Source organism: Arthrobacter sp. SLBN-100 (assembly GCF_006715305.1).
Classification (GTDB): Bacteria; Actinomycetota; Actinomycetes; order Actinomycetales; family Micrococcaceae; genus Arthrobacter.
This window is the reverse complement of sequence record NZ_VFMY01000001.1, coordinates 3,297,372-3,315,053: the sequence shown is the minus strand read 5'-3', so window position 1 is coordinate 3,315,053 and position 17,682 is coordinate 3,297,372. Positions and strand designations below refer to the sequence as shown.

The following is a 17,682-nucleotide window of genomic DNA, read 5'->3' as shown; positions in this document are numbered from 1 at the left end:
GGGTCAGCCGAGTTTCCAGTTGCGGATCTCCTCCGGATCCTCACCGTGCGTGCGGGTGTGCTCCCGGGCGCGGATCTGCCGGTCCTGGAGCTCCTGCCGCAGCAGCGAGTGCTTCTCCGCCAGGCCGGGGACCCGGTCGATGGCGTCGATGGCAAGCTGGAACCGGTCGATGCCGTTCAGCATGGCCATGTCGAACGGGGTGGTAGTGGTTCCCTCCTCCTTGTAGCCGCGCACATGCAGGCCCTCCTGGTTGCTGCGGCGGTAGGCCAGCCGGTGGATCAGCGCGGGGTAACCGTGGTAGGCGAAGATGATGGGCTTGTCCGTGGTGAAGATGCCGTCGAAGTCCCGTGCAGGAAGCCCGTGCGGATGTTCGCTCTCGTCCTGCAGCCGCATCAGGTCCACCACGTTAACCACGCGGACCTTCAGGCCCGGGGCGCCTTCGCTGAGCAGCTCCGCCGCGGCCACCGTCTCCACCGTGGGCACGTCGCCGGCGCAGGCCAGGACGACGTCGGGTTCCTCGCCGGGGACCTCGGACCCGGCGAACCCCCAGATGCCCAGCCCCCGCTGGCAGTGCGTGGCGGCGTCGGCCGGACCCAGCCAGGTGGGTGAGGGCTGCTTCCCGCTGACCACGATGTTCACGTAGTCGGTCGAGTCCAGGCAGTGCTCCATAACGGACAGCAGGGTGTTGGCGTCCGGCGGCAGGTACACCCGGATGACCTCCGCTTTTTTGTTCACGGCGTGGTCGATGAACCCCGGGTCCTGGTGCGAAAACCCGTTATGGTCCTGCTGCCACACGTGCGAGGACAGCAGGTAGTTCAGGGAGGCGACAGGCTGGCGCCACGGGAGCTTGCGGTGCACCTTCAACCATTTGGCATGCTGGTTGAACATCGAATCAACGATATGGATGAAGGCCTCATAGCAGCTGAAGACGCCGTGCCGGCCGGTCAGGAGGTAGCCCTCAAGCCAGCCCTGGCACAGGTGCTCACTCAGCACCTCCATCACCCTGCCGGAACGCGCAAGGTGCTCGTCGACGTCGTCAATCCGGTATTGCCACACCTTGTCGGTGACCTCGTAGACGCTCTGGAGCCGGTTCGAGGCCGTCTCATCCGGGCCGAACAGCCGGAAGTTCTCCATATTGAGGGCCACGACGTCCCGCATCCAGGAGCCGAGCGTGATCATGGGGCTGACGCGCTCGGTCCCGGCTTTTGCAACCTCCACGGCGTGATCACGGTAGGCAGGCAGCTTCAGGGCCCGCCGGAGCAGGCCGCCGTTGGCGTGGGGCGTGGCGCTCATCCGGAAGTCGCCCGTGGGCGCACCCTCGGCGACGTCGGGGCGGAGCCGGCCGTCGCCGTCGAACAGTTCCTCCGGGCGGTAGGACTGCAGCCACTCTTCCAGGAGCCGCAGGTGGTCGCCGTTGGTGCGGACTTCGGAGAGCGGCACCTGGTGGCTCCGCCATGTCCCCTCAACCTGCAGCCCGTCCACCTTGCGCGGCCCGGTCCAGCCCTTCGGCGAGCGCAGGACGATCATGGGCCAGTGGGGGGCTTCCGCAGCTTCCCCATTGCCTGCCTGCTCGCCGCCGCTGTCCGGCGCCCGCCGCGAGTCCTGGATGGCACGGATGTCCGTCATGCAGCTTTCCAACGCCTCTGCGAAGTCCCGGTGGGCCTGCTCCGTGTTGTCCGGATCCTTCACGTTCACGAAGTAGGGCTCGTGGCCGTAACCGCGCAGGAGCTGTTCCAGCTGTGCTTCGGGCATGCGGGCCAGGACTGTGGGGTTGGCGATTTTGTAGCCGTTCAGGTGCAGGATAGGCAGCACCGCTCCGTCCGTGGCCGGGTCCAGGAAGTTGTGGGAGTGCCAGCTGGCGGCCAGCGGCCCGGTCTCCGCCTCGCCGTCGCCGATCACGACGGCGGCCACCAGCTGGGGATTGTCGAGGACCGAGCCGTAGGCATGGGCGAGGGAGTACCCGAGTTCACCGCCCTCATTGATGGAGCCGGGGCTCTCCGGGGCGGCGTGGCTGGGGATGCCGCCGGGGTAGGAAAACTGGCGGAAGAGCTCCGCCATGCCATCCTCGTCGTTGCCCACGTGGCCGTAGATTTCGGAGTACGTGCCTTCCAGCCAGGCGTTCGCGACGACGGCGGGACCGCCATGCCCGGGACCGGCCACAAAGAGCATCTCGGCGGAGTCGCGGCGGATAATGCGGTTCAGGTGGGCGTAGATGAAGTTCAGCCCGGGCGTGGTGCCCCAGTGACCCAGCAGCCGCGACTTGGTGTGCTCAGCCTTGAGCGGTTCGCGCAGCAGCGGATTGGAGCGGAGGTAGATCTGGCCCACCGAGAGATAGTTGGCGGCGCGCCACCAGCGGTCCACAAGTTCCAGTTCGTCCTGCCCCATGCTGCTGGTCATAACCATCCTCACGTCGCGGTCACCGCCTCAAGGCGGCCGTTGCTCCATCGCACCAGATGCGTCCGGGTGAGGCAACCCCGCTTGCCCGGGCGAGGCTACCTGCGGGTAGTCTTTTGGTTTAAATGTTCACGCTGACAATCAACCAGACCGACAGCCGGCGCGACGGCGACCTGGTGCCGCAGTTGCTCAAGGACCTGCGGCACATTCCTGCGCGCCTGGACTTCGACCGGTCCGTGGAAGACGAAGTCCAGGGCATCGTGGAGTGCCCGCACCAGGCGGTGGAGGTGGCGCTGATCGCGCTGCGTGCCGGTTCCTGGTACGTGGGGATCGGCGTCGGGCCTGTTAATGAGCCGCTGCCCAACCAGATCAAGGACGCATCCGGCCACGGGCTGGTGTACGCCCGGCGTGCGGTGGACCGGCTGCGGAACAGCAAGGACCGGGTCCCGGTCGCTGTGGAGGGGCCGCTGGCCGACGTGGCCCACGACGCCGAGGCGGTGCTGCGGCTGCTGGGGCATATCGTCCGCGACCGGTCCGGCGCCGAGTGGCGCGTCCTTGACCTGCTGACGCCGGGGGTGCGCGGGCAGCAGAAGGCCGTGGCGCAGGAACTCGGGATCACCACGCAGGCCGTCAGCAAGGCTGTGGCCCGGGCGCAGTGGAACGAGGAACATGCCGCCCGCCCGGCCGCAGCCCGGTTGCTGGCACTGATCCTCGAGGCGCGCTAAGGCTTACTTGCCGCTGCGAGGGTCCGGCGAAGGATCAGCGGGATGACGCCACCGACGGCCAGGAACCCGCATTCGAGCCCGGTTTCCACGCACCCCGGGGCCGGCGGACCGTTGACATCTCAGAGCCGGGTAGGTTTACAGGTGCAAATATTCCCCGAAGAGAATTGAGGCCTGGCTTTTGGAAGGGGTGCTGAAGGGCTTTTTTGTTGTGGGCATGGTGCTGCTGGCCGGATACCTCCTGGCCCGGTACAACGTGCTCGGTCAGCAGGGAACCAAGGTGCTTTCCGCGTTGTCGTTCACTGTCGGGCTGCCCAGCCTGATGTTTTCCATGATTGTCACGCGGCACATCACCGAGGTCCTGAGCGCCACCGGCCTGATTTCCATTGTCACGGCCATCGCCTGCATGGCAATCTTCGCCGCGGTGGGGGCGCTGCGCCGCTGGGGAACCCGGCGGACAGTCATCGGCGCCTTGACAACCGGGATAGTCAACTCCACCAACCTCGGGGTGCCGCTGTCCGCCTACGTCCTCGGCAGCGCCACGTACGTCACGCCGATCATGCTGTTCCAGCTCGCCCTGCTGACGCCGGTTGCCCTCACCATCCTGGATCTGGCGGATCCCAAGGGGCACAAACTGTCGGTCCTGAAGGTCCTCTCCACGCCCTTCCGGAACCCCGTCACTGTCGCGGCCATGCTGGGGATCCTCCTCAGCGCACTCGACGTCAAAGTACCGGAACTCGTGCTCGCCCCGGTTTCCCTGGCCGCGCAGATGACTGTGCCGCTGATGCTGATCATTTTCGGGATGTCCCTGCACGGGCTCACGCTTCGCGGGGGTACCGGCGAGGCCGCTCCCACAGCTGTCGCCGTCGTGCTTAAATCAGCCGTCCATCCTGCATTGGCGTGGGCGTTGGCGGCATTCGTCTTCCACCTCGACGCGTTCAGCACCTTCGTTGTCACTGCCTGCGCAATCCTGCCTACGGGACAAAACGTGGTCCTCTATTCCATCCGCTACGGTGTGGGCCAGGCGCTGGCGCAGTCGACCGCCGTGATCACCACAGTCCTGTCCGTCCCGCTCCTGCTCGGAGCCGCGCTGCTGTTTGGCTGACGCTGTCTTTGGCTCTGCGGTAGCCGCGGTTGCCGAATGTCAGCCCTGGCTTGCCGCCATGACCGGCTCGCCGTTGAAGTATTCGAGCTGCCAGCCGTCGATCGCATGGTGGTGTGCAAGGTTAAGTACCGCGTTGTCGATGCTTTTCAGCGTGCTGCCCACGGCGCGGCTGAGGCTTACGCGAAGCAACGTCCCGTGCGCGACGACGAGAAGGCGCCGTCCGCGGTACTCGCCGGCCAGTGCCTCCAGGGCGGCAAGTCCCCGGTCGGCTGCCTCGTCCTCGCTTTCGGCGCCGCGGAAACCGCCGGGGATGCGCAGGGCATCCAGTTCCGGGCCCGCCTGCATGCCCTCCGCCGGTCCGAAGCTCCGCTCGGTAAGTTCCGGCATGCGACGGACCTCGCTGAGCCCCAGTCCGGCCGCGATCACGTCGGCAGTTTCGGCGGCGCGGCTCAGCGGCGAGGACACAATCGCGTCCCATTCGTAAGCGGACAAAACGGCGACGGCGTCACGCGCCTGGGCCCGGCCGACGTCGTTCAGCGGAATGTCCGTGGATCCCTGCAGCCGGCGCTGCGCATTCCAGTCAGTCTGGCCATGGCGGATGAGGGCGAACGTCGTAAGGGTCATGCTGTCCATTCTGCCCGACGGCGGGCACTCAGCCGGACCCGAGGCTCCCGTGAGGCGCCTTGGCCGGTCCTTAGTTGACGGCAAGAACCAGGTAAGCGACGGCGAGGGCCAGTGCCACCGGCGTCATGACGTCGCGCTCGGACTTGCTCCGCGATATCGCGTTCATCACCACCCCGAGAGCGAAGTAGCCTGCCAGCACCCACGTGACTACCGACGTGACAACCTCATTGCCCAAGGGTGGCACCAACTCTGCCTTGGCGAGCGCCGCGTACCCGAAAGCTGCGTACAGGACAATCGACACTGCGCTTCCCACCCGCAACCCGGCAGGCAGGACTTCGTGCTGTCCTCCCCACGCCATTCTCCCGAGCGGAGCACCGCTGATCAGGGCGGCCTGGAAGACGGCAAGGCAGGCTAGAACGGCGCACGCGGCCACGGCCGCCAACTGAACTAAAGGCACCGTCAGTCGCGCGGCAACTAAAGGAGGCTGCGCAGCACGTGCGCGGCGCCGTCGTCGTACACCGAGTGGGTAACCTCGTCCGCGGCGGCGATGACTTCCTCCGGGGCCTGGCCCATGGCAACTCCCCGGCCGGCCCAGCTGAGCATTTCGATATCGTTCCGCCCGTCGCCGACTGCCACCGTGAGGTGCGGTTCGATGCCGAGCCGGCCGCGCAGGTTCTCCAGGGCGCTGGCCTTGGTGACGCCGGCAGCCGCAATGTCCAGCCACGCCGTCCAGCCCACCGAGTACGTGACACCCGCAAGGCCTACGTGCCCGATGGCCTCGTTGAACTCTTCCGGGGTGTTTTCGGTGCTGAACACCACCACGCGCACGGCGGTGGCCTCGAGCAAGGTGTGGAAGTCGACGCCGACAGCCTCCACACCGAAACTCGGGTCCTGGAAGCGTTCGGTGGACAGGAAGTTGCCGTCCTCGTCCTCCAGCGCATACTTGGCGGACGGAAGCCGCTCGCGGAGGGCACGGAGGGCCGGAGCCGGATCGAAGGTGGCCTTATGGATGACCTCGTAGCCGTTTTCGAACTCCGGGTGGAGCCGCAGAGTCACGCCGCCGTTGCAGCACACCGCATAGCCGCGCTCGATCCCGATGTTCTCGATGATCGGCAGCATGGCGTTGAGGGAGCGGCCGGTGGCGATCATGACCTCATGCCCCGCTGCTACTACCGCCTGCGCCGCTTCGCGAACGGCAGGTGACATGTGCCCGTCGTGGTCCACCAGGGTGCCGTCCACGTCCAGGGCGACCATCAGCGTCTGGTCTACGTTGTTGTTTTCATTGTCTCGCCGGTCATCGTTGCCGGCGACTGAGGTTTCAGTCAGCGTTGTCATCCATCAAGTAGAGCAGAAACCCCTAAAAAACCGCTAGGACGCACGCCACAGAGTTTTTGAACAATGGGTTAATACCCGCAGGTTTTCCCCGTTGTGGTTGTTAACCTCACTCGGGCCGGGGTTCTGCACTCCTGGGCTTGTTCGCGAAACCTGGCCTACAAGGTCCTGATCCGCGAACTGGCCCCTGATCCGGGGGCGCAGCCCGGCTGCCAGGAGCTTCCGCCGCAGTCGCTCCGGTTCTTCCACATCCACCCAACCCCAGCGCACGAAGCCAAGGCCGAGCGCACGGATGCGGTCCTCGCGGAGCTTTTCCCGGTAAACGGCTTCCTCTGCAGTGGCTTCACCACGCATGGCGGCCTCTACGTACTTGGCCTTTCCATCGAACTCCCCAACAACCCGGTTCCGCGGCCACCAGCAGTCTGCCCTGCCAATGAAACCGTCAGCGTCCCGGAAGACGTGCTGGAGCACAGGTTGCTCGAATCCAAGAAACTCAAAAGCTGCCCGGCTGTAGGACTCACCCACGGACTCGGCCAGCGGACTCGCGAGGGCCGCCACCCGTTCGGCCCGGCGCTGTGCCGAAGCGTGCGGATGGGACGAGATGCCCTCCACGATTTGGGGTAAGGCCAGCAGGTTGGCGTCCGCTGGCAGCGTGCCTTGGTGATGCAACATCCGCGCCAGTCCGTCGGCGACCACCAGGGCCTCGCCAAGTTTGCCGCCAACCATCAGGTCCAAGGTTGTTTGAACGGGGCTTGTGCACCGGAACTCCCCACGGACCACAGTTTCACCTGCCGGCTTCAAGCAGTAGCGGAGGGGATATGAACGCTTTTCCCGGGCCTGCCGGGCAGCAGCGTCCTCGCCCAGGACCATCAGGGGCGAGCGGCGCACTCCGCTTCGCCCGGGCAGTGTTGTGGCCAGTTCCACGTACCCCGGTGTGCGGAGCGTAGGCAATCCGTTGGCCAGGGCTGCGGTTTCCCCGCACAATACCGCACCCTTCACCGACCTGGCCACGGCCGCCGTCGTCCAGGCAAAGCGCTCGGAGGGCCGGGCACTGAGCCAGTCCGCCGTCCGGACATAGGAACCGCGGCGGATCCGGACCAGCCGTCCCGCCCGAAACTCCCGGTGGATGGTGTCCGTGGTCCCCCGCGCACGCAGGACAGCGGCGGAATCGATAAGCCCGGGCCGAATCTCCATGCCACAAGGCTGACGGGAAGAGGCCCGGAAGTCAGTGCGCAGACTGGCCTATGTGGACAACGCCAGTGGAGGGCAACCCCAGGCTCCCCACAGTTCAGAAGCTTGTTCGCGGATCCGAACCTTGAAGATTCGGATCCGCGAACAACCTTAGGATCAGGCGAAAACTACAGAACCGGCAGGACCTCAAGCCCGCCCAGGTACTTCTGCAGCGCCTTGGGCACGTTGACCGAGCCGTCGGCGTTCTGGTGGTGCTCCAGCAGCGCAACAATCCAGCGGGTGGTGGCCAGCGTTCCATTCAGCGTGGCCACGGCGCGCGTGCCCTTGGAAACACCCTCCGGGTTCACCGCGCGCTCGCGGATGTTCAGGCGGCGGGCCTGGAAGGTGGTGCAGTTGGACGTCGAGGTCAGCTCACGGTACGCGCCCTGGGTGGGAACCCAGGCTTCACAGTCGTACTTGCGGGCCGCTGACGTGCCGAGGTCGCCGGCGGCGGTGTCGATAACCCGGTACGGCAGCTCGCACTTGGCCAGCATCTCCTCTTCCCACGCCAGCAGCCGCTGGTGCTCCGCCGCAGCCTCCTCAACCGTGGTGTAAATAAACATCTCCACCTTGTTGAACTGGTGCACGCGGATGATGCCGCGGGTGTCCTTGCCGTGTGAACCCGCCTCGCGGCGGTAGCACGAGCTCTGGCCGGCGTAGCGGATGGGGCCGGCAGAAAAGTCCAGGATTTCGTCGGCGTGGTATCCGGCCAGCGCCACCTCGGAGGTGCCCACCAGGTAAAGGTCGTCGTCGGCGAGACGGTAGATCTCGGCGTCGTGCTTTACATCAAAGCCCGTGCCCTGCATCGTCTCGGGGCGCACCAGCGTGGGCGTGATCATGGGGATGAAACCTGCCTGGATGGCCTGGTCCATGGCCATCTGCAGCAGTGCCATCTCCAGCCGGGCACCGACGCCACGGAGGAAGTAAAAGCGCGCACCGGACACCTTCGCGCCGCGCTCCATGTCGATGGCACCGATCAGCTCGCCGATTTCCAGGTGGTCCCTGGGCTCGAAGTCCGGGAATTCGCGGGGCGTGCCAACGGTCTTGACCACCACGTAGTCGTCCTCGCCGCCCTCGGGTACGCCGTCTTCGATGAGGTTGGGGATAGTGCGCAGGAGTTCTTCCTGCTTGGTCTGCGCGGCGTCGGCTTCAGCCGAGGCTGCCTTCACCGAATTGGCCAGCTCCTTCACCTCGGCCAGCAGGGCCTTTTTCTCGTCGCCCTTGGCCTGGGCCACCTTCTTGCCGAAGGCGTTCTGCTCGGCGCGGAGGTTCTCGAAGCGGATCAGTGCCGCGCGGCGGGCGGAGTCGGCGGAAATGATCGCGTCCACCACTGATTCGTCCGCGCCGCGGGCGCGCTGGCTGGCTCGGAACTTCTCCGGATTTTCGCTGAGGTCTTTTACGTCGATCACCCCATAAGGGTATCCAATCCGGAGGAGTACGACGGCGGCGGGCAAGTGTGCCGGAACGCGCAGGTGCCGCCGGGATACTGTTGAGGAACTATGAGCGACCTGATTCTCTACGTGCTGATTGCGGTGGCGCTTGCCTTCGCGATCTCCAGCTGGTGGGGAGTCCGCAGGCTGAAGGCACTGCATGTGCGCAGTGCGGTAGGTGGGGACGCGTACGAGTCCGGCCTCAGCCAGCAACGCGTGGCAGTGATACTGAACCCCATCAAAGCCCGCGCCCAGGAAACAAAAGCCACCATCCAGCGAGCCTGCCTGACGGCCGGCTGGGAGGAACCTGTCTTTTACGAGACGACGGCCGAAGACCCCGGCTTCTCGCAGGTGCAGGCCGCTTTGGCCCTCAAGCCCGACGTCGTCCTGGTGGGCGGCGGCGACGGCACGGTCCGCGTCGTGGCCGAGTCACTTGCCCGCACCGGGGTTGCCATGGGGCTTATCCCGCTGGGCACCGGGAACCTCCTGGCCCGCAACGTGGACCTGGACGTCAACGACCTCCACGGCAACGTGCAGACAGCCCTCTTCGGCCACCAGCGCCACATCGATACCGCCCGGATGGGCATCGAGAACTCGCGGACCGGGCATTCATCCGAACACGTATTCCTGGTGATCGCGGGAATCGGCATGGACGCTGAAGTGCTGGCGGACACCAATGCCGGCCTGAAAAAGACGTTCGGTTGGCTGGCGTATACGGAGGCGGGGATGCGCCACCTGCCCGGCCGGCGGAAGAAGATCTCAATCTCCTTCGACGGCAGTCCGGCCCAGGTGCGGAACATCCGCAGCGTCCTCTTCGCCAACTGCGGCCTGGTCCCCGGCGGCATCGACTTCATCCCGCAGGCCATGATCGACGACGGCATGCTGGACGTGGTGGTGATGAGTCCGCGCAGTGCCATCGGCTGGCTGCTCATGTACGTCAAAATCATGTTCAAACACAGCGGGAAGCTGCCCATCATGACCGTCTACCGGTCCGGCAGGATCATCATCAGGTGCCCTGAACCAATGCCCACGCAGCTCGACGGGGACACGGCAGGCGAGGCCACCAAGGTCACAGTCCAGGTGGAACCGCGTTCGTTATTGGTCAGGGTTAAGGGTGGGGCGTCGCCGGGCTGAACCGCATTCAGCCGAACCGGCCGTTCAGGCGTTGGCTTCCTTTTTTGCCTCGGCGGCGGCTTTTGCTGCGGCACGGGCCTCGGACTGCTCACGGATCATGGCCTGCTCCTCTTCGAAGCGCAGGCGGTCAGCACGGTCAGCGTCGTCGCCGTCCCAGTCCTGGTTGTCCGCGGTGGGACGGGGATTGACGATCATTCCCTGGCCATCATTGTCGGTGCTGCTGGTAGTCATGACCCGCTCCCTTCGTTAGGGGCCATCCCCCATGTGGATCAAGTAAGCATACGCATTGTCCACAGCAGGCGGAAGTGGTAAAAGAGGCATTTGCCTACGCTCTGGGCGAAGAGGCGGAACCATTTGCCCTGTGGGCAGGTCCGGACTGCAACCCCGCCACCCAGGCCTGCGCTGCCTGGAAGGCCCCGTCCGAAGTGTGCGGCTCCACCACCGTCTCCTGGTGGTCCGCCCGCGGGTACGACCCCAGGAAGCGGGTGGCCGGGCTGATGCGGTGCAGCCCCGCCAGGGCATCGGCCACCCGCGCGTCACCGAGATGGCCGTCGGCGTCGATGCTGAAGAAGTAATGGCCCAGGTACTGCCCTGTGGGCCGGGACTCGATCCTGCTGAGGTTCACGCCACGGCTGGCGAACTGGTCCAGGATGTCCATCAGGGCGCCGGGCCGGTCTTCGGGCAGCGGAACAACAACCGTCGTCTTGTCCGCGCCGGTGCGTTCGGGCAGGGTGCCGGGGCGGCTGACCAGAATGAAGCGCGTTACCGCATCCGGATTGTCGCCGATGTTCCCGGCGAGCGCGGAGAGTCCGGGCTGTTCCTCGGCCACCAGCGGAGCGCAGATCGCGGCGTCGTAGTGGCAGTCCTCCGCCAGCAACCCCATGGCAGCGGCAGCGGTGGATGAACCGGGAACGTATTCCGCGTCCGGAAGGTTGGCGTCCATCCAAAGCCGGCATTGCGCCCAGGCATGCCCATGGGTGGAGACCCGGTGAACGTCCTGCAGCTTCACGCCGGGCCGGGCCACCAGAACAAAGCTGATGGGCACCAGGACTTCACGGAGGATTCGCAGTTCCTGCCCGGTGGCGATGGCGTCAAGGGTGGCGGTGACGCCGCCCTCAACAGAGTTTTCGATGGGCACCATGGCGGCGTTGGCGGAACCGTCGCGCACTTTGTCCAGGGCGGCATTAACGTTCGACGCCGGGACACGGCTGGCGTGCACAGCCCCCGGCACCTGCAGCAGCGCCGCCTCGGTGAAGGTGCCTTCGGGCCCGAGGAAGGCATAAGTGAGGGGGGACGCGGGCATAAAGGTTCCTTTGAAGGAGTGAAGCTGTGCGGGGTGGCGCGGACGCAGGGGGGCTTTGCCCCGGGCTACAGCACCAGCGGCTTCAGGCCGTTGTCGGAGACCAAGGGCTTTCCGGCTTCCAGCCACTGGTCCATACCGCCCGAGACGTTAATCGCGGTGTAGCCCTGACCGGTCAGCCACTGGGCAGCCCGGAAGGACCGGCCGCCGGTCCGGCAGATGACGTAGAGGTCCTGGTCAGCATCGAGTTCATCCAGCCGGGCGGGCAACTGGTCCAGCGGGATGTGGAGGGCGCCATCAGCATGGCCGGCCACCCATTCATAGTCCTCCCGGACATCCAGGATCGCGGCGTCTTCGGGGATGTCAGTGACGCGGACCGTATCGAAATCGCTCATGGGGAACTCCTGTCTGGCAGATCGTGGTCACCTTCAAGCCTAGTACCCGGCCCTGAGGCCAGCACCCGGCCCCTGAGGCCAGCACCCGGCCCTGAGGCCGGCACCCGGCCTGCGATCAGTCCCGGGACTTTAGCCTGGTCCCGCGCTTGACCCCGATCCCGCGCACCCTTGCCTGCCCTGAAGGACTCCGCGCTAGGCTCTTGGGAACGAAGTTGTAGCAAGAACCCTGGGAGGAACCTTGCCCGCAGACCAGCCCGCCATCGTCGCCAGTGGCGCGCCCCGCGAGTCCGTGGAGCCGGGCGGGGAGTGGTTGGAGCCCCTGCACCTTGGCTGAACTCCACGACCTGTCCGCTGTCGCGCTTCGGGACAGCCTCCGCAAAGGGGAGGTCTCCTCCACCGAAGCCGCCGCCCACTTCCTGGCCAGGATCGAAAAGCAGAACCCCCTGCTGGGCGCATTTGTCACGGTCACGGCCGGGCAGGCACTGAAAAGCGCCCGCGCCGCCGACTCTCTCCATGCCCGCACCCCTCAGGATGAGCTCCCGCTTCTGCACGGCATGCCCCTGGCTTTCAAGGACCTCACCGACGTGGCCGGTGTGGTGACCACCCACGGCAGCGCCGCCCTGGACCACAAACCGGCGGTCAGCGACGGCCCCCTGGTAGCGCTCCTCAAGGAAGCGGGCGTGATCTCCCTGGGCAAGACCCAGGTGCCCGAGTTCGGGCTGACGGCCTACAGCGAAAACCGCGTGGCACCGCCGTCGCGCAATCCCCACGCCCTGAGCAGGAGCTCAGGGGGCTCCTCAGGCGGAAGCGCCGCGGCGGTGGCCGCAGGATTTCTTCCCTTCGCGCCCGGAACTGACGGGGGCGGCTCTATCCGGATCCCTGCGGCGGCGTGCGGCCTGGTGGGCCTGAAGCCGGGCCGGGGCCTGGTGCCGGCCGGGGAAAGCCTGGGCGACCCCGCCCGGCTGGTGGTGGCCGGTCCCTTGGCCCGGAGCGCCGCCGACGCCGCGCTGATGATGGATGCACTCGTCCCTGCCGGGTCTCCGGAAAGCAGCTACGCCGAGTTGGTGGAACAGGAGCCGCCCCGGCTGCGGATCGGCGTCACGCTGGACAGCCCCTGGTCCGGCGCTTTCCCGTTCACGCCGGACCAGGAGGCCCTGGACGCACTTCGGGCGGGCGAAAAACTCCTGGAAGGTGCCGGCCATTCCCTCAGTGAAGCCGCCGTCCGCTACGACAACCGGTACCCGGATGCGTTCACCACGGCATGGACGGCGGCAGTGGGCGCGGCGCGGATCAGCCCCCACCGCGAAGCACTGCTGGCACCGCTGACCCGGACCTTCCGCCGCCGCGCCCAACAGCGCAGCCCTGCCAAGCTGAACGAGGCATTGGCGTTCCTGCGGCAGTTTGAGCGGGACACGGTGACGCAGTATTCACAGTGGGACCTGCTCCTGATGCCGGCGCTCGCGCAGACGCCGCGTCCGGTGGGCTGGTTCACCGCGACGGCCCATGGTGATGACCGCTGGCCGGCAGCGCAATGGGCAGGGGATGCCGACGGCGACTACCGGAAGCAGTGCGAATTCGCGCCGTGGTCCTCCATGGTCAACGTGTGCGGCCTCCCGGCCATCACCATCCCCGTCCACTGGACCGGCGGCGCCCCCGGCCAAGGGCTGCCGATGGCGATCCAACTGGTAGGGCCCATGGGGTCCGAGGCGCTCCTGCTGCAGGTGGCCCGGCAGGTGGGCTTCTAATGCTCCCCCGGCTTTCCCTGCCGCAGCCTCGACTCTGCGGGTGATCAGGAGGACGATTAAAGGGCAGTCACTATGAGGAGGCCTGTGATGTGCTATTCATCCAGCAAGGACTTCGGGTGGGGCATCAGGAAGGAAGCTGACCGCCAGCCCGAGGCGAAGCAGGAAACCCCGGCGGAAACTCCGGAGAAGCCGGTCAAGGCTCAGGACTTCACGTTCTGGGCATTCCCCAACTGGCGCAGGACGCCATCGCCCCGCACCCCCTCGGCCGAAAAGAGCAAGGAGAGGGTCTGACACCTTGACGGTGCAAAAAACGGAAGGGACTCCACCGGGGCCCTTCCGCTGCGTTTGGGGGTTGGCAGCACGGCCTGAAGCACACCACTGTATGAAGCAAGGAAGAAGCCGGAGGCGGAAGGACCAGTGCAATGGACGGACTCTATGTGCACGCAGCCACCCTGCTGATGGACGGCACCGCTGCGGATCCGGGGGCTCCCGGCGCAGCCATCACCACCGCATTGTGCGGGAGCTCGGAGCATCCACCGCCGTGCCCGCTTGCGGCACACTACACCGGCTGGTCCCGGGAGGGGGACACGGTTTCGCTGCGGATCATCTTCGCCACCGAGCCCGCTTCCGAAGGCGAGGTGCGGGGGCTCATCGACGCCGCCCTGGCGCGGGACGCCTTCGACACGCCCCACGGCACCGTCTCCCGGTGGACGTTCCTCACCAGCGGCCCGGCGGAACTGGGCCCCCAGGAGCGCGGGCACGCCGAACGGATTTCCGGAAAATAGCGCTGTATTCCGGGAAGGCAGGCCACGTTTTCGGCGCGGGGGCTGCGCGTCCTTCACGGATCGCTGGTCCCTCCCGTTGTGCTGTTCCGAGGACTCCTACTAGGGTGGGAATGTAAGCATGCTTAGTATCAGACCGCAGGAGTCCTGGGAAGGGAACCAACATGAGTACCGGAAACTACCCGCCGGCCGGGCAGTCGGAGCCCACTGGAAATTACGCCGGGACCAATCCGCCTGCGGCCGGGACACCCGCGCGCGCAGATGCAACAACCACCCCTGGCACCACCGCGGGGACTTCGGTACCGGATTCAACGCCGTCAACGGCCGTCCGGCCCGGCGCCGACCAGCCGCGGGTGACCCGCGCCGGAGTGGTGTGGGCCGCCGTCGTGGCCGCCCTGGTGCTCCTGATCCTGCTGATCATCTTCATCCTGCAAAACCAGGAGCAGGTGGCTGTCCGGTATTTCGCGCTTGAAGGCTTTGTCCCGCTGGGGATGGCCTTGTTTATCGCGAGCGTTGCCGGTGGCGTCCTGGTTGCCGTGGCCGGTGGCGCCCGGATCCTGCAGCTCCGCAGGAACGCCCACCGCTCCCGCTCCGCCCAGCGAAGGTAGAAAGCAGCGCAGGTCAGAACGCGGGGCAATTCAGAACCCCGGGCGGGTCCAAGCAGCGCAGAAAAAGCACAGGCGGCCGCACCGGCAGTGCCCACCGGTCGTCCAGATCGGTGGGCACTCCGGCAGGGGCGGGTGCGGCACAGCCAGGTCAGCCGGCGCCCAGGCTCCGGTACTTCGCAGACCTGGCCGCCACAAGTTCCGGCACGGCAATGCCGGCCACGGACCCCAGCTCGTACTCAATAGCAAGCGCCATCCGCCGGCAGAACTCCTGGGGTTCCAGCGAGGCGTCGTCGCGCTCATCCACGATATGGTCCACCAGGCCGTTGGCGTAGAGCGCGGCGACGTTCACCCCCTGCGCCTGTGCCATGGCCGGAGCATATGCGGTGGTGCGGTGGACGATCGCGCTGGCGCCCTCCGGCGGCAGTGGCGAGAGCCAGCTGTGCTGCGCCGCGATGGTCCTGTCGGCCGGCAGCAAGGCCAGGGCCCCTCCCCCGGCTCCCTGGCCCAGCAGCACTGAGACGGACGGCGCTTCCAACCCGATAAGTTCGTGCAGCGAGCGCGCAATTTCCCCCGCCAGCCCGCCCTCTTCCGCTTCCTGCGAGAGGGCCGCGCCCGCGGTGTCGATGACGGTGAGCAGCGGCAGCCGCAGCTCCTCGGCCAGCTTCATGCCCCGCCGCGCCTCCCGCAGCGAGCCGGGGCCCATCCCGGCCGCGTCCCTGCGCAGCGGGCGGGCATGCCCCAGGACGATGCAGGACTGTCCGCCGAAACGGGCCAGGGCCAACAGGAGCCCGGGATCCTTTTCCCCCTGCCCGGTTCCGTTCAGCGGCAGGGCATCGGTGGCACCGTACTTGAGGAGCTGCCGCAGGTCCGGCCGGCGGGGACGCCGGGAGATGCCGATGGAGGTCCATGCATCAACCGGAGCCGGCCGGACAGCGAGCGTGACGGGTGCCTCCGGCAGCGCGCCACGCCGGGCGCAGAGGATGTCCAGGGCCCTGCCCACCAGGTCGGCAAGGCCCGCGGGCTCCACTACGCCGTCGATCAGGCCTTTGTTGAACAGGTTTTCCGCCACCTGCACGTTCTCGGGAAACGCTTCGCCGTGCAGTGCCTCGTACACCCGCGGGCCCAGGAAGCCCAGGAGCGAACCCGGTTCGGCCACGTTGATGTGGCCCAGGGATCCCCAGGAGGCCATCACGCCGCCAGTGGTTGGATGGCGCAGGTAGACCAGGTAGGGAAGGCCGGCCTGGCGGTGGGCCCGCACCGCCCCGGTGATCTTCACCATGGAAAGGAAAGCCAGCGTCCCCTCCTGCATCCGGGTACCACCGGACGCGGGCCCGGCCAGCAGCGGCAGCCCCTCAGCGGTGGCCCGTTCCACCGCGGCCACGATCCGCTGCGCCGCAGCGTGCCCAATGGACCCCGCCAGGAAGGAAAATTCGCTGACGATCACCGCCACCCTGCGTCCGCGGATGAGCCCTGCACCCGTGATGACGGATTCGTCGGTCCCGCTGCGTTCCCGCGCTTTGGCCAGGTCGCGGAAATACTCCTCGGACAGCGCGGGCTCCTGCGCCGGCTTGTCCCACGAGACAAAAGAGCCCGCGTCCACCACAGCTTCCAGCAGTTCGGCGGCACTCAGATGCCGCACCTTTTCAACGGTCTGCATGCTGGGAGACCCCCGCGGCAACCGCTTCCAAACCGAGCCATTCGCGGATGGCCGGCCCGTCCTCGTCCAGCAGCGGCGGCGCATCATGCTCGGTGACGGTGGTTTCGGCAGTGTCGCCGGGGGCAAAGAACCTCAGCGGCGGGCCTGGCAGGCTGACCTTGCCGAGCACCGGATGGTCCACATCCACCACGAGGCCCTGGGACGCCACCTGCTCCCACGCGTACACCTCATCAAGCGAGCGCACTTTCCCTGCCGGGATCCCGGCGTCGTTCAGTTTCTGCAGCAGCTCCGCCGCTCCGTAGTCCGCGAAGGCGCGTTCGACGGCGCCAATCACCGCGCTGCGGTTCCGCACCCTTTCGGCGTTGCTGGCAAAGCCCGGCGCCGCCGGGTCAAGTCCAAAGGCAGCGGCAAACGAGGACCACAGTTTTTCGCTGCCGACACTGATCTGCACGCTGCCGTCCTTGCAGGCAAACAGCCCGTAGGGAGCGATGGAGGGATGGTGGTTTCCCTGGGCCTGGGGAACTTCCCCCGCCACCGTGGTGCGGGTGCCCTGGAAGGCGTGGACCCCGATCAGGGATGCCAGCAGGGATGTGCGCACCACCTGGCCGCGGCCGGTCTGCTCCCGCTCAACGAGCGCCGCCAGTACACCAAAGGCACCGTTCATGCCCGCGAGCAGGTCCGCGATGGGCACACCCACCCGCTGGGGGTCGTTGGGCCCGGAGCCGGTGAGGGACATGAGTCCGGCCTCACCCTGGAGGATCTGGTCGTAACCGCTCCGCTGCGACTCAGGCCCGTCATGGCCGAAGCCGGTGATGGACAGGATCACCAGCCGCGGGTTCAGCTCGTGCATGGCCGCGGGAGAGAACCCCAAACGGTCCATCACTCCGGGCCGGAAGTTCTCGATCACCACGTCGGCGCGCTCCAGCAGGCCCCGCAGCACCTCCTGGCCGTCGGCGCTTTTCAGATCCAGGCTGATCGATTCCTTGTTGCGGTTGCAGGACATGAAGTAGGTGGACTGCAGGTCGTCGGCCGGGCCAACGAAGGGCGGGCCCCAGCCGCGGGTATCGTCCCCGGTTCCGGGGTTTTCCACTTTGATGACCCGGGCGCCCAGGTCCGCCAGCATCATTCCGGCGTGCGGACCGGCCAAAGCCCGGCTCAGGTCAACAACAAGGTGGCCGGACAGGGGACCCCCTGCGTTATCAGTTCTGCTCATGGGCTGGTTCC

18 protein-coding genes are annotated in these 17,682 nt (G+C 66.8%); 7 read left to right on the top strand and 11 right to left on the bottom strand.

Features of this window, described 5'->3' with window-relative positions; all coding sequences use genetic code 11:
* Positions 1-3: 3 nt before the first annotated feature.
* Positions 4-2,397 (bottom strand): phosphoketolase family protein, encoded by a 2,394-nt coding sequence (locus FBY31_RS15260; protein ID WP_142042738.1) that lies wholly within the window; start codon positions 2,395-2,397, stop codon positions 4-6.
* A 122-nt stretch (positions 2,398-2,519) separates the two neighbouring features.
* On the opposite strand from FBY31_RS15260, the gene FBY31_RS15255 reads away from it, so the two are divergent.
* Both FBY31_RS15255 and FBY31_RS15250 read left to right on the top strand, forming a co-directional pair.
* A complete protein-coding gene (locus FBY31_RS15255; protein WP_142042735.1) occupies positions 2,520-3,119 on the top strand; it encodes a MarR family transcriptional regulator in 600 nt (199 codons plus the stop codon).
* A 187-nt stretch (positions 3,120-3,306) separates the two neighbouring features.
* A complete protein-coding gene (locus FBY31_RS15250; protein ID WP_235013213.1) occupies positions 3,307-4,221 on the top strand; it encodes an AEC family transporter in 915 nt (304 codons plus the stop codon).
* 39 nt (positions 4,222-4,260) lie between these two features.
* Here the strand turns inward: FBY31_RS15250 and FBY31_RS15245 are convergent, their stop codons facing one another.
* The 5 genes from FBY31_RS15245 to serS form a co-directional block, all read right to left on the bottom strand.
* Positions 4,261-4,845 carry a histidine phosphatase family protein gene (locus tag FBY31_RS15245; RefSeq protein WP_142042729.1) on the bottom strand — a complete coding sequence of 195 codons (585 nt, stop codon included), beginning with the start codon at positions 4,843-4,845 and terminating at the stop codon, positions 4,261-4,263.
* Positions 4,846-4,915: 70 nt separating this feature from the next.
* Positions 4,916-5,302: a hypothetical protein gene (locus FBY31_RS15240; RefSeq protein ID WP_142042726.1), complete on the bottom strand. Its 387-nt coding sequence runs from the start codon at positions 5,300-5,302 to the stop codon at positions 4,916-4,918.
* A 17-nt stretch (positions 5,303-5,319) separates the two neighbouring features.
* A complete protein-coding gene (locus tag FBY31_RS15235) occupies positions 5,320-6,180 on the bottom strand; it encodes an HAD family hydrolase (protein ID WP_142042723.1) in 861 nt (286 codons plus the stop codon).
* Positions 6,181-6,213: 33 nt separating this feature from the next.
* Positions 6,214-7,371 carry a hypothetical protein gene (locus tag FBY31_RS15230; protein WP_235013081.1) on the bottom strand — a complete coding sequence of 386 codons (1,158 nt, stop codon included), beginning with the start codon at positions 7,369-7,371 and terminating at the stop codon, positions 6,214-6,216.
* Positions 7,372-7,535: 164 nt separating this feature from the next.
* Positions 7,536-8,816: a serine--tRNA ligase gene (serS, locus tag FBY31_RS15225; RefSeq protein ID WP_142042720.1), complete on the bottom strand. Its 1,281-nt coding sequence runs from the start codon at positions 8,814-8,816 to the stop codon at positions 7,536-7,538.
* 90 nt (positions 8,817-8,906) lie between these two features.
* Here serS and FBY31_RS15220 point away from each other — a divergent pair, with 90 nt between their 5' ends.
* Entirely contained in the window at positions 8,907-9,971 is a 1,065-nt protein-coding gene (locus tag FBY31_RS15220) for a diacylglycerol/lipid kinase family protein (protein ID WP_142042717.1), read from the top strand.
* Between the two features lie 24 nt (positions 9,972-9,995).
* On the opposite strand, the gene FBY31_RS15215 is transcribed toward FBY31_RS15220, so the two are convergent.
* From FBY31_RS15215 to FBY31_RS15205, 3 genes are all read right to left on the bottom strand, one after another.
* Positions 9,996-10,202, bottom strand: coding sequence for a hypothetical protein (locus FBY31_RS15215; RefSeq protein WP_142042714.1), 207 nt, complete (start codon positions 10,200-10,202; stop codon positions 9,996-9,998).
* A gap of 94 nt (positions 10,203-10,296) precedes the next feature.
* Complete coding sequence (pheA, locus tag FBY31_RS15210; protein WP_142042710.1) at positions 10,297-11,274, bottom strand: prephenate dehydratase; 978 nt, start codon at positions 11,272-11,274, stop codon at positions 10,297-10,299.
* A 65-nt stretch (positions 11,275-11,339) separates the two neighbouring features.
* Positions 11,340-11,666, bottom strand: a complete 327-nt coding sequence (locus FBY31_RS15205; RefSeq protein ID WP_142042707.1) for a rhodanese-like domain-containing protein — start codon at positions 11,664-11,666, stop codon at positions 11,340-11,342.
* A 326-nt stretch (positions 11,667-11,992) separates the two neighbouring features.
* Here FBY31_RS15205 and FBY31_RS15200 point away from each other — a divergent pair, with 326 nt between their 5' ends.
* From FBY31_RS15200 to FBY31_RS15185, 4 genes are all read left to right on the top strand, one after another.
* Positions 11,993-13,411, top strand: a complete 1,419-nt coding sequence (locus FBY31_RS15200; RefSeq protein ID WP_142042704.1) for an amidase — start codon at positions 11,993-11,995, stop codon at positions 13,409-13,411.
* An 87-nt stretch (positions 13,412-13,498) separates the two neighbouring features.
* Positions 13,499-13,702, top strand: a complete 204-nt coding sequence (locus FBY31_RS15195; protein ID WP_142042701.1) for a hypothetical protein — start codon at positions 13,499-13,501, stop codon at positions 13,700-13,702.
* 131 nt (positions 13,703-13,833) lie between these two features.
* The gene (locus FBY31_RS15190) at positions 13,834-14,196 is read left to right on the top strand and encodes a hypothetical protein (protein WP_142042697.1); all 363 of its coding nucleotides are present in this window, start codon (positions 13,834-13,836) and stop codon (positions 14,194-14,196) included.
* Positions 14,197-14,357: 161 nt separating this feature from the next.
* On the top strand, positions 14,358-14,801 hold the full coding sequence (locus FBY31_RS15185) for a LapA family protein (RefSeq protein WP_142042694.1): 444 nt from the start codon (positions 14,358-14,360) through the stop codon (positions 14,799-14,801).
* A 148-nt stretch (positions 14,802-14,949) separates the two neighbouring features.
* On the opposite strand, the gene FBY31_RS15180 is transcribed toward FBY31_RS15185, so the two are convergent.
* Positions 14,950-16,458: a carboxyl transferase domain-containing protein gene (locus FBY31_RS15180; protein WP_142042691.1), complete on the bottom strand. Its 1,509-nt coding sequence runs from the start codon at positions 16,456-16,458 to the stop codon at positions 14,950-14,952.
* Positions 16,445-17,671: a CaiB/BaiF CoA transferase family protein gene (locus FBY31_RS15175; RefSeq protein WP_142042688.1), complete on the bottom strand. Its 1,227-nt coding sequence runs from the start codon at positions 17,669-17,671 to the stop codon at positions 16,445-16,447. The genes FBY31_RS15180 and FBY31_RS15175 overlap by 14 nt, the downstream gene beginning before the upstream one ends.
* Between the last annotated feature and the right edge of the window lie 11 nt (positions 17,672-17,682).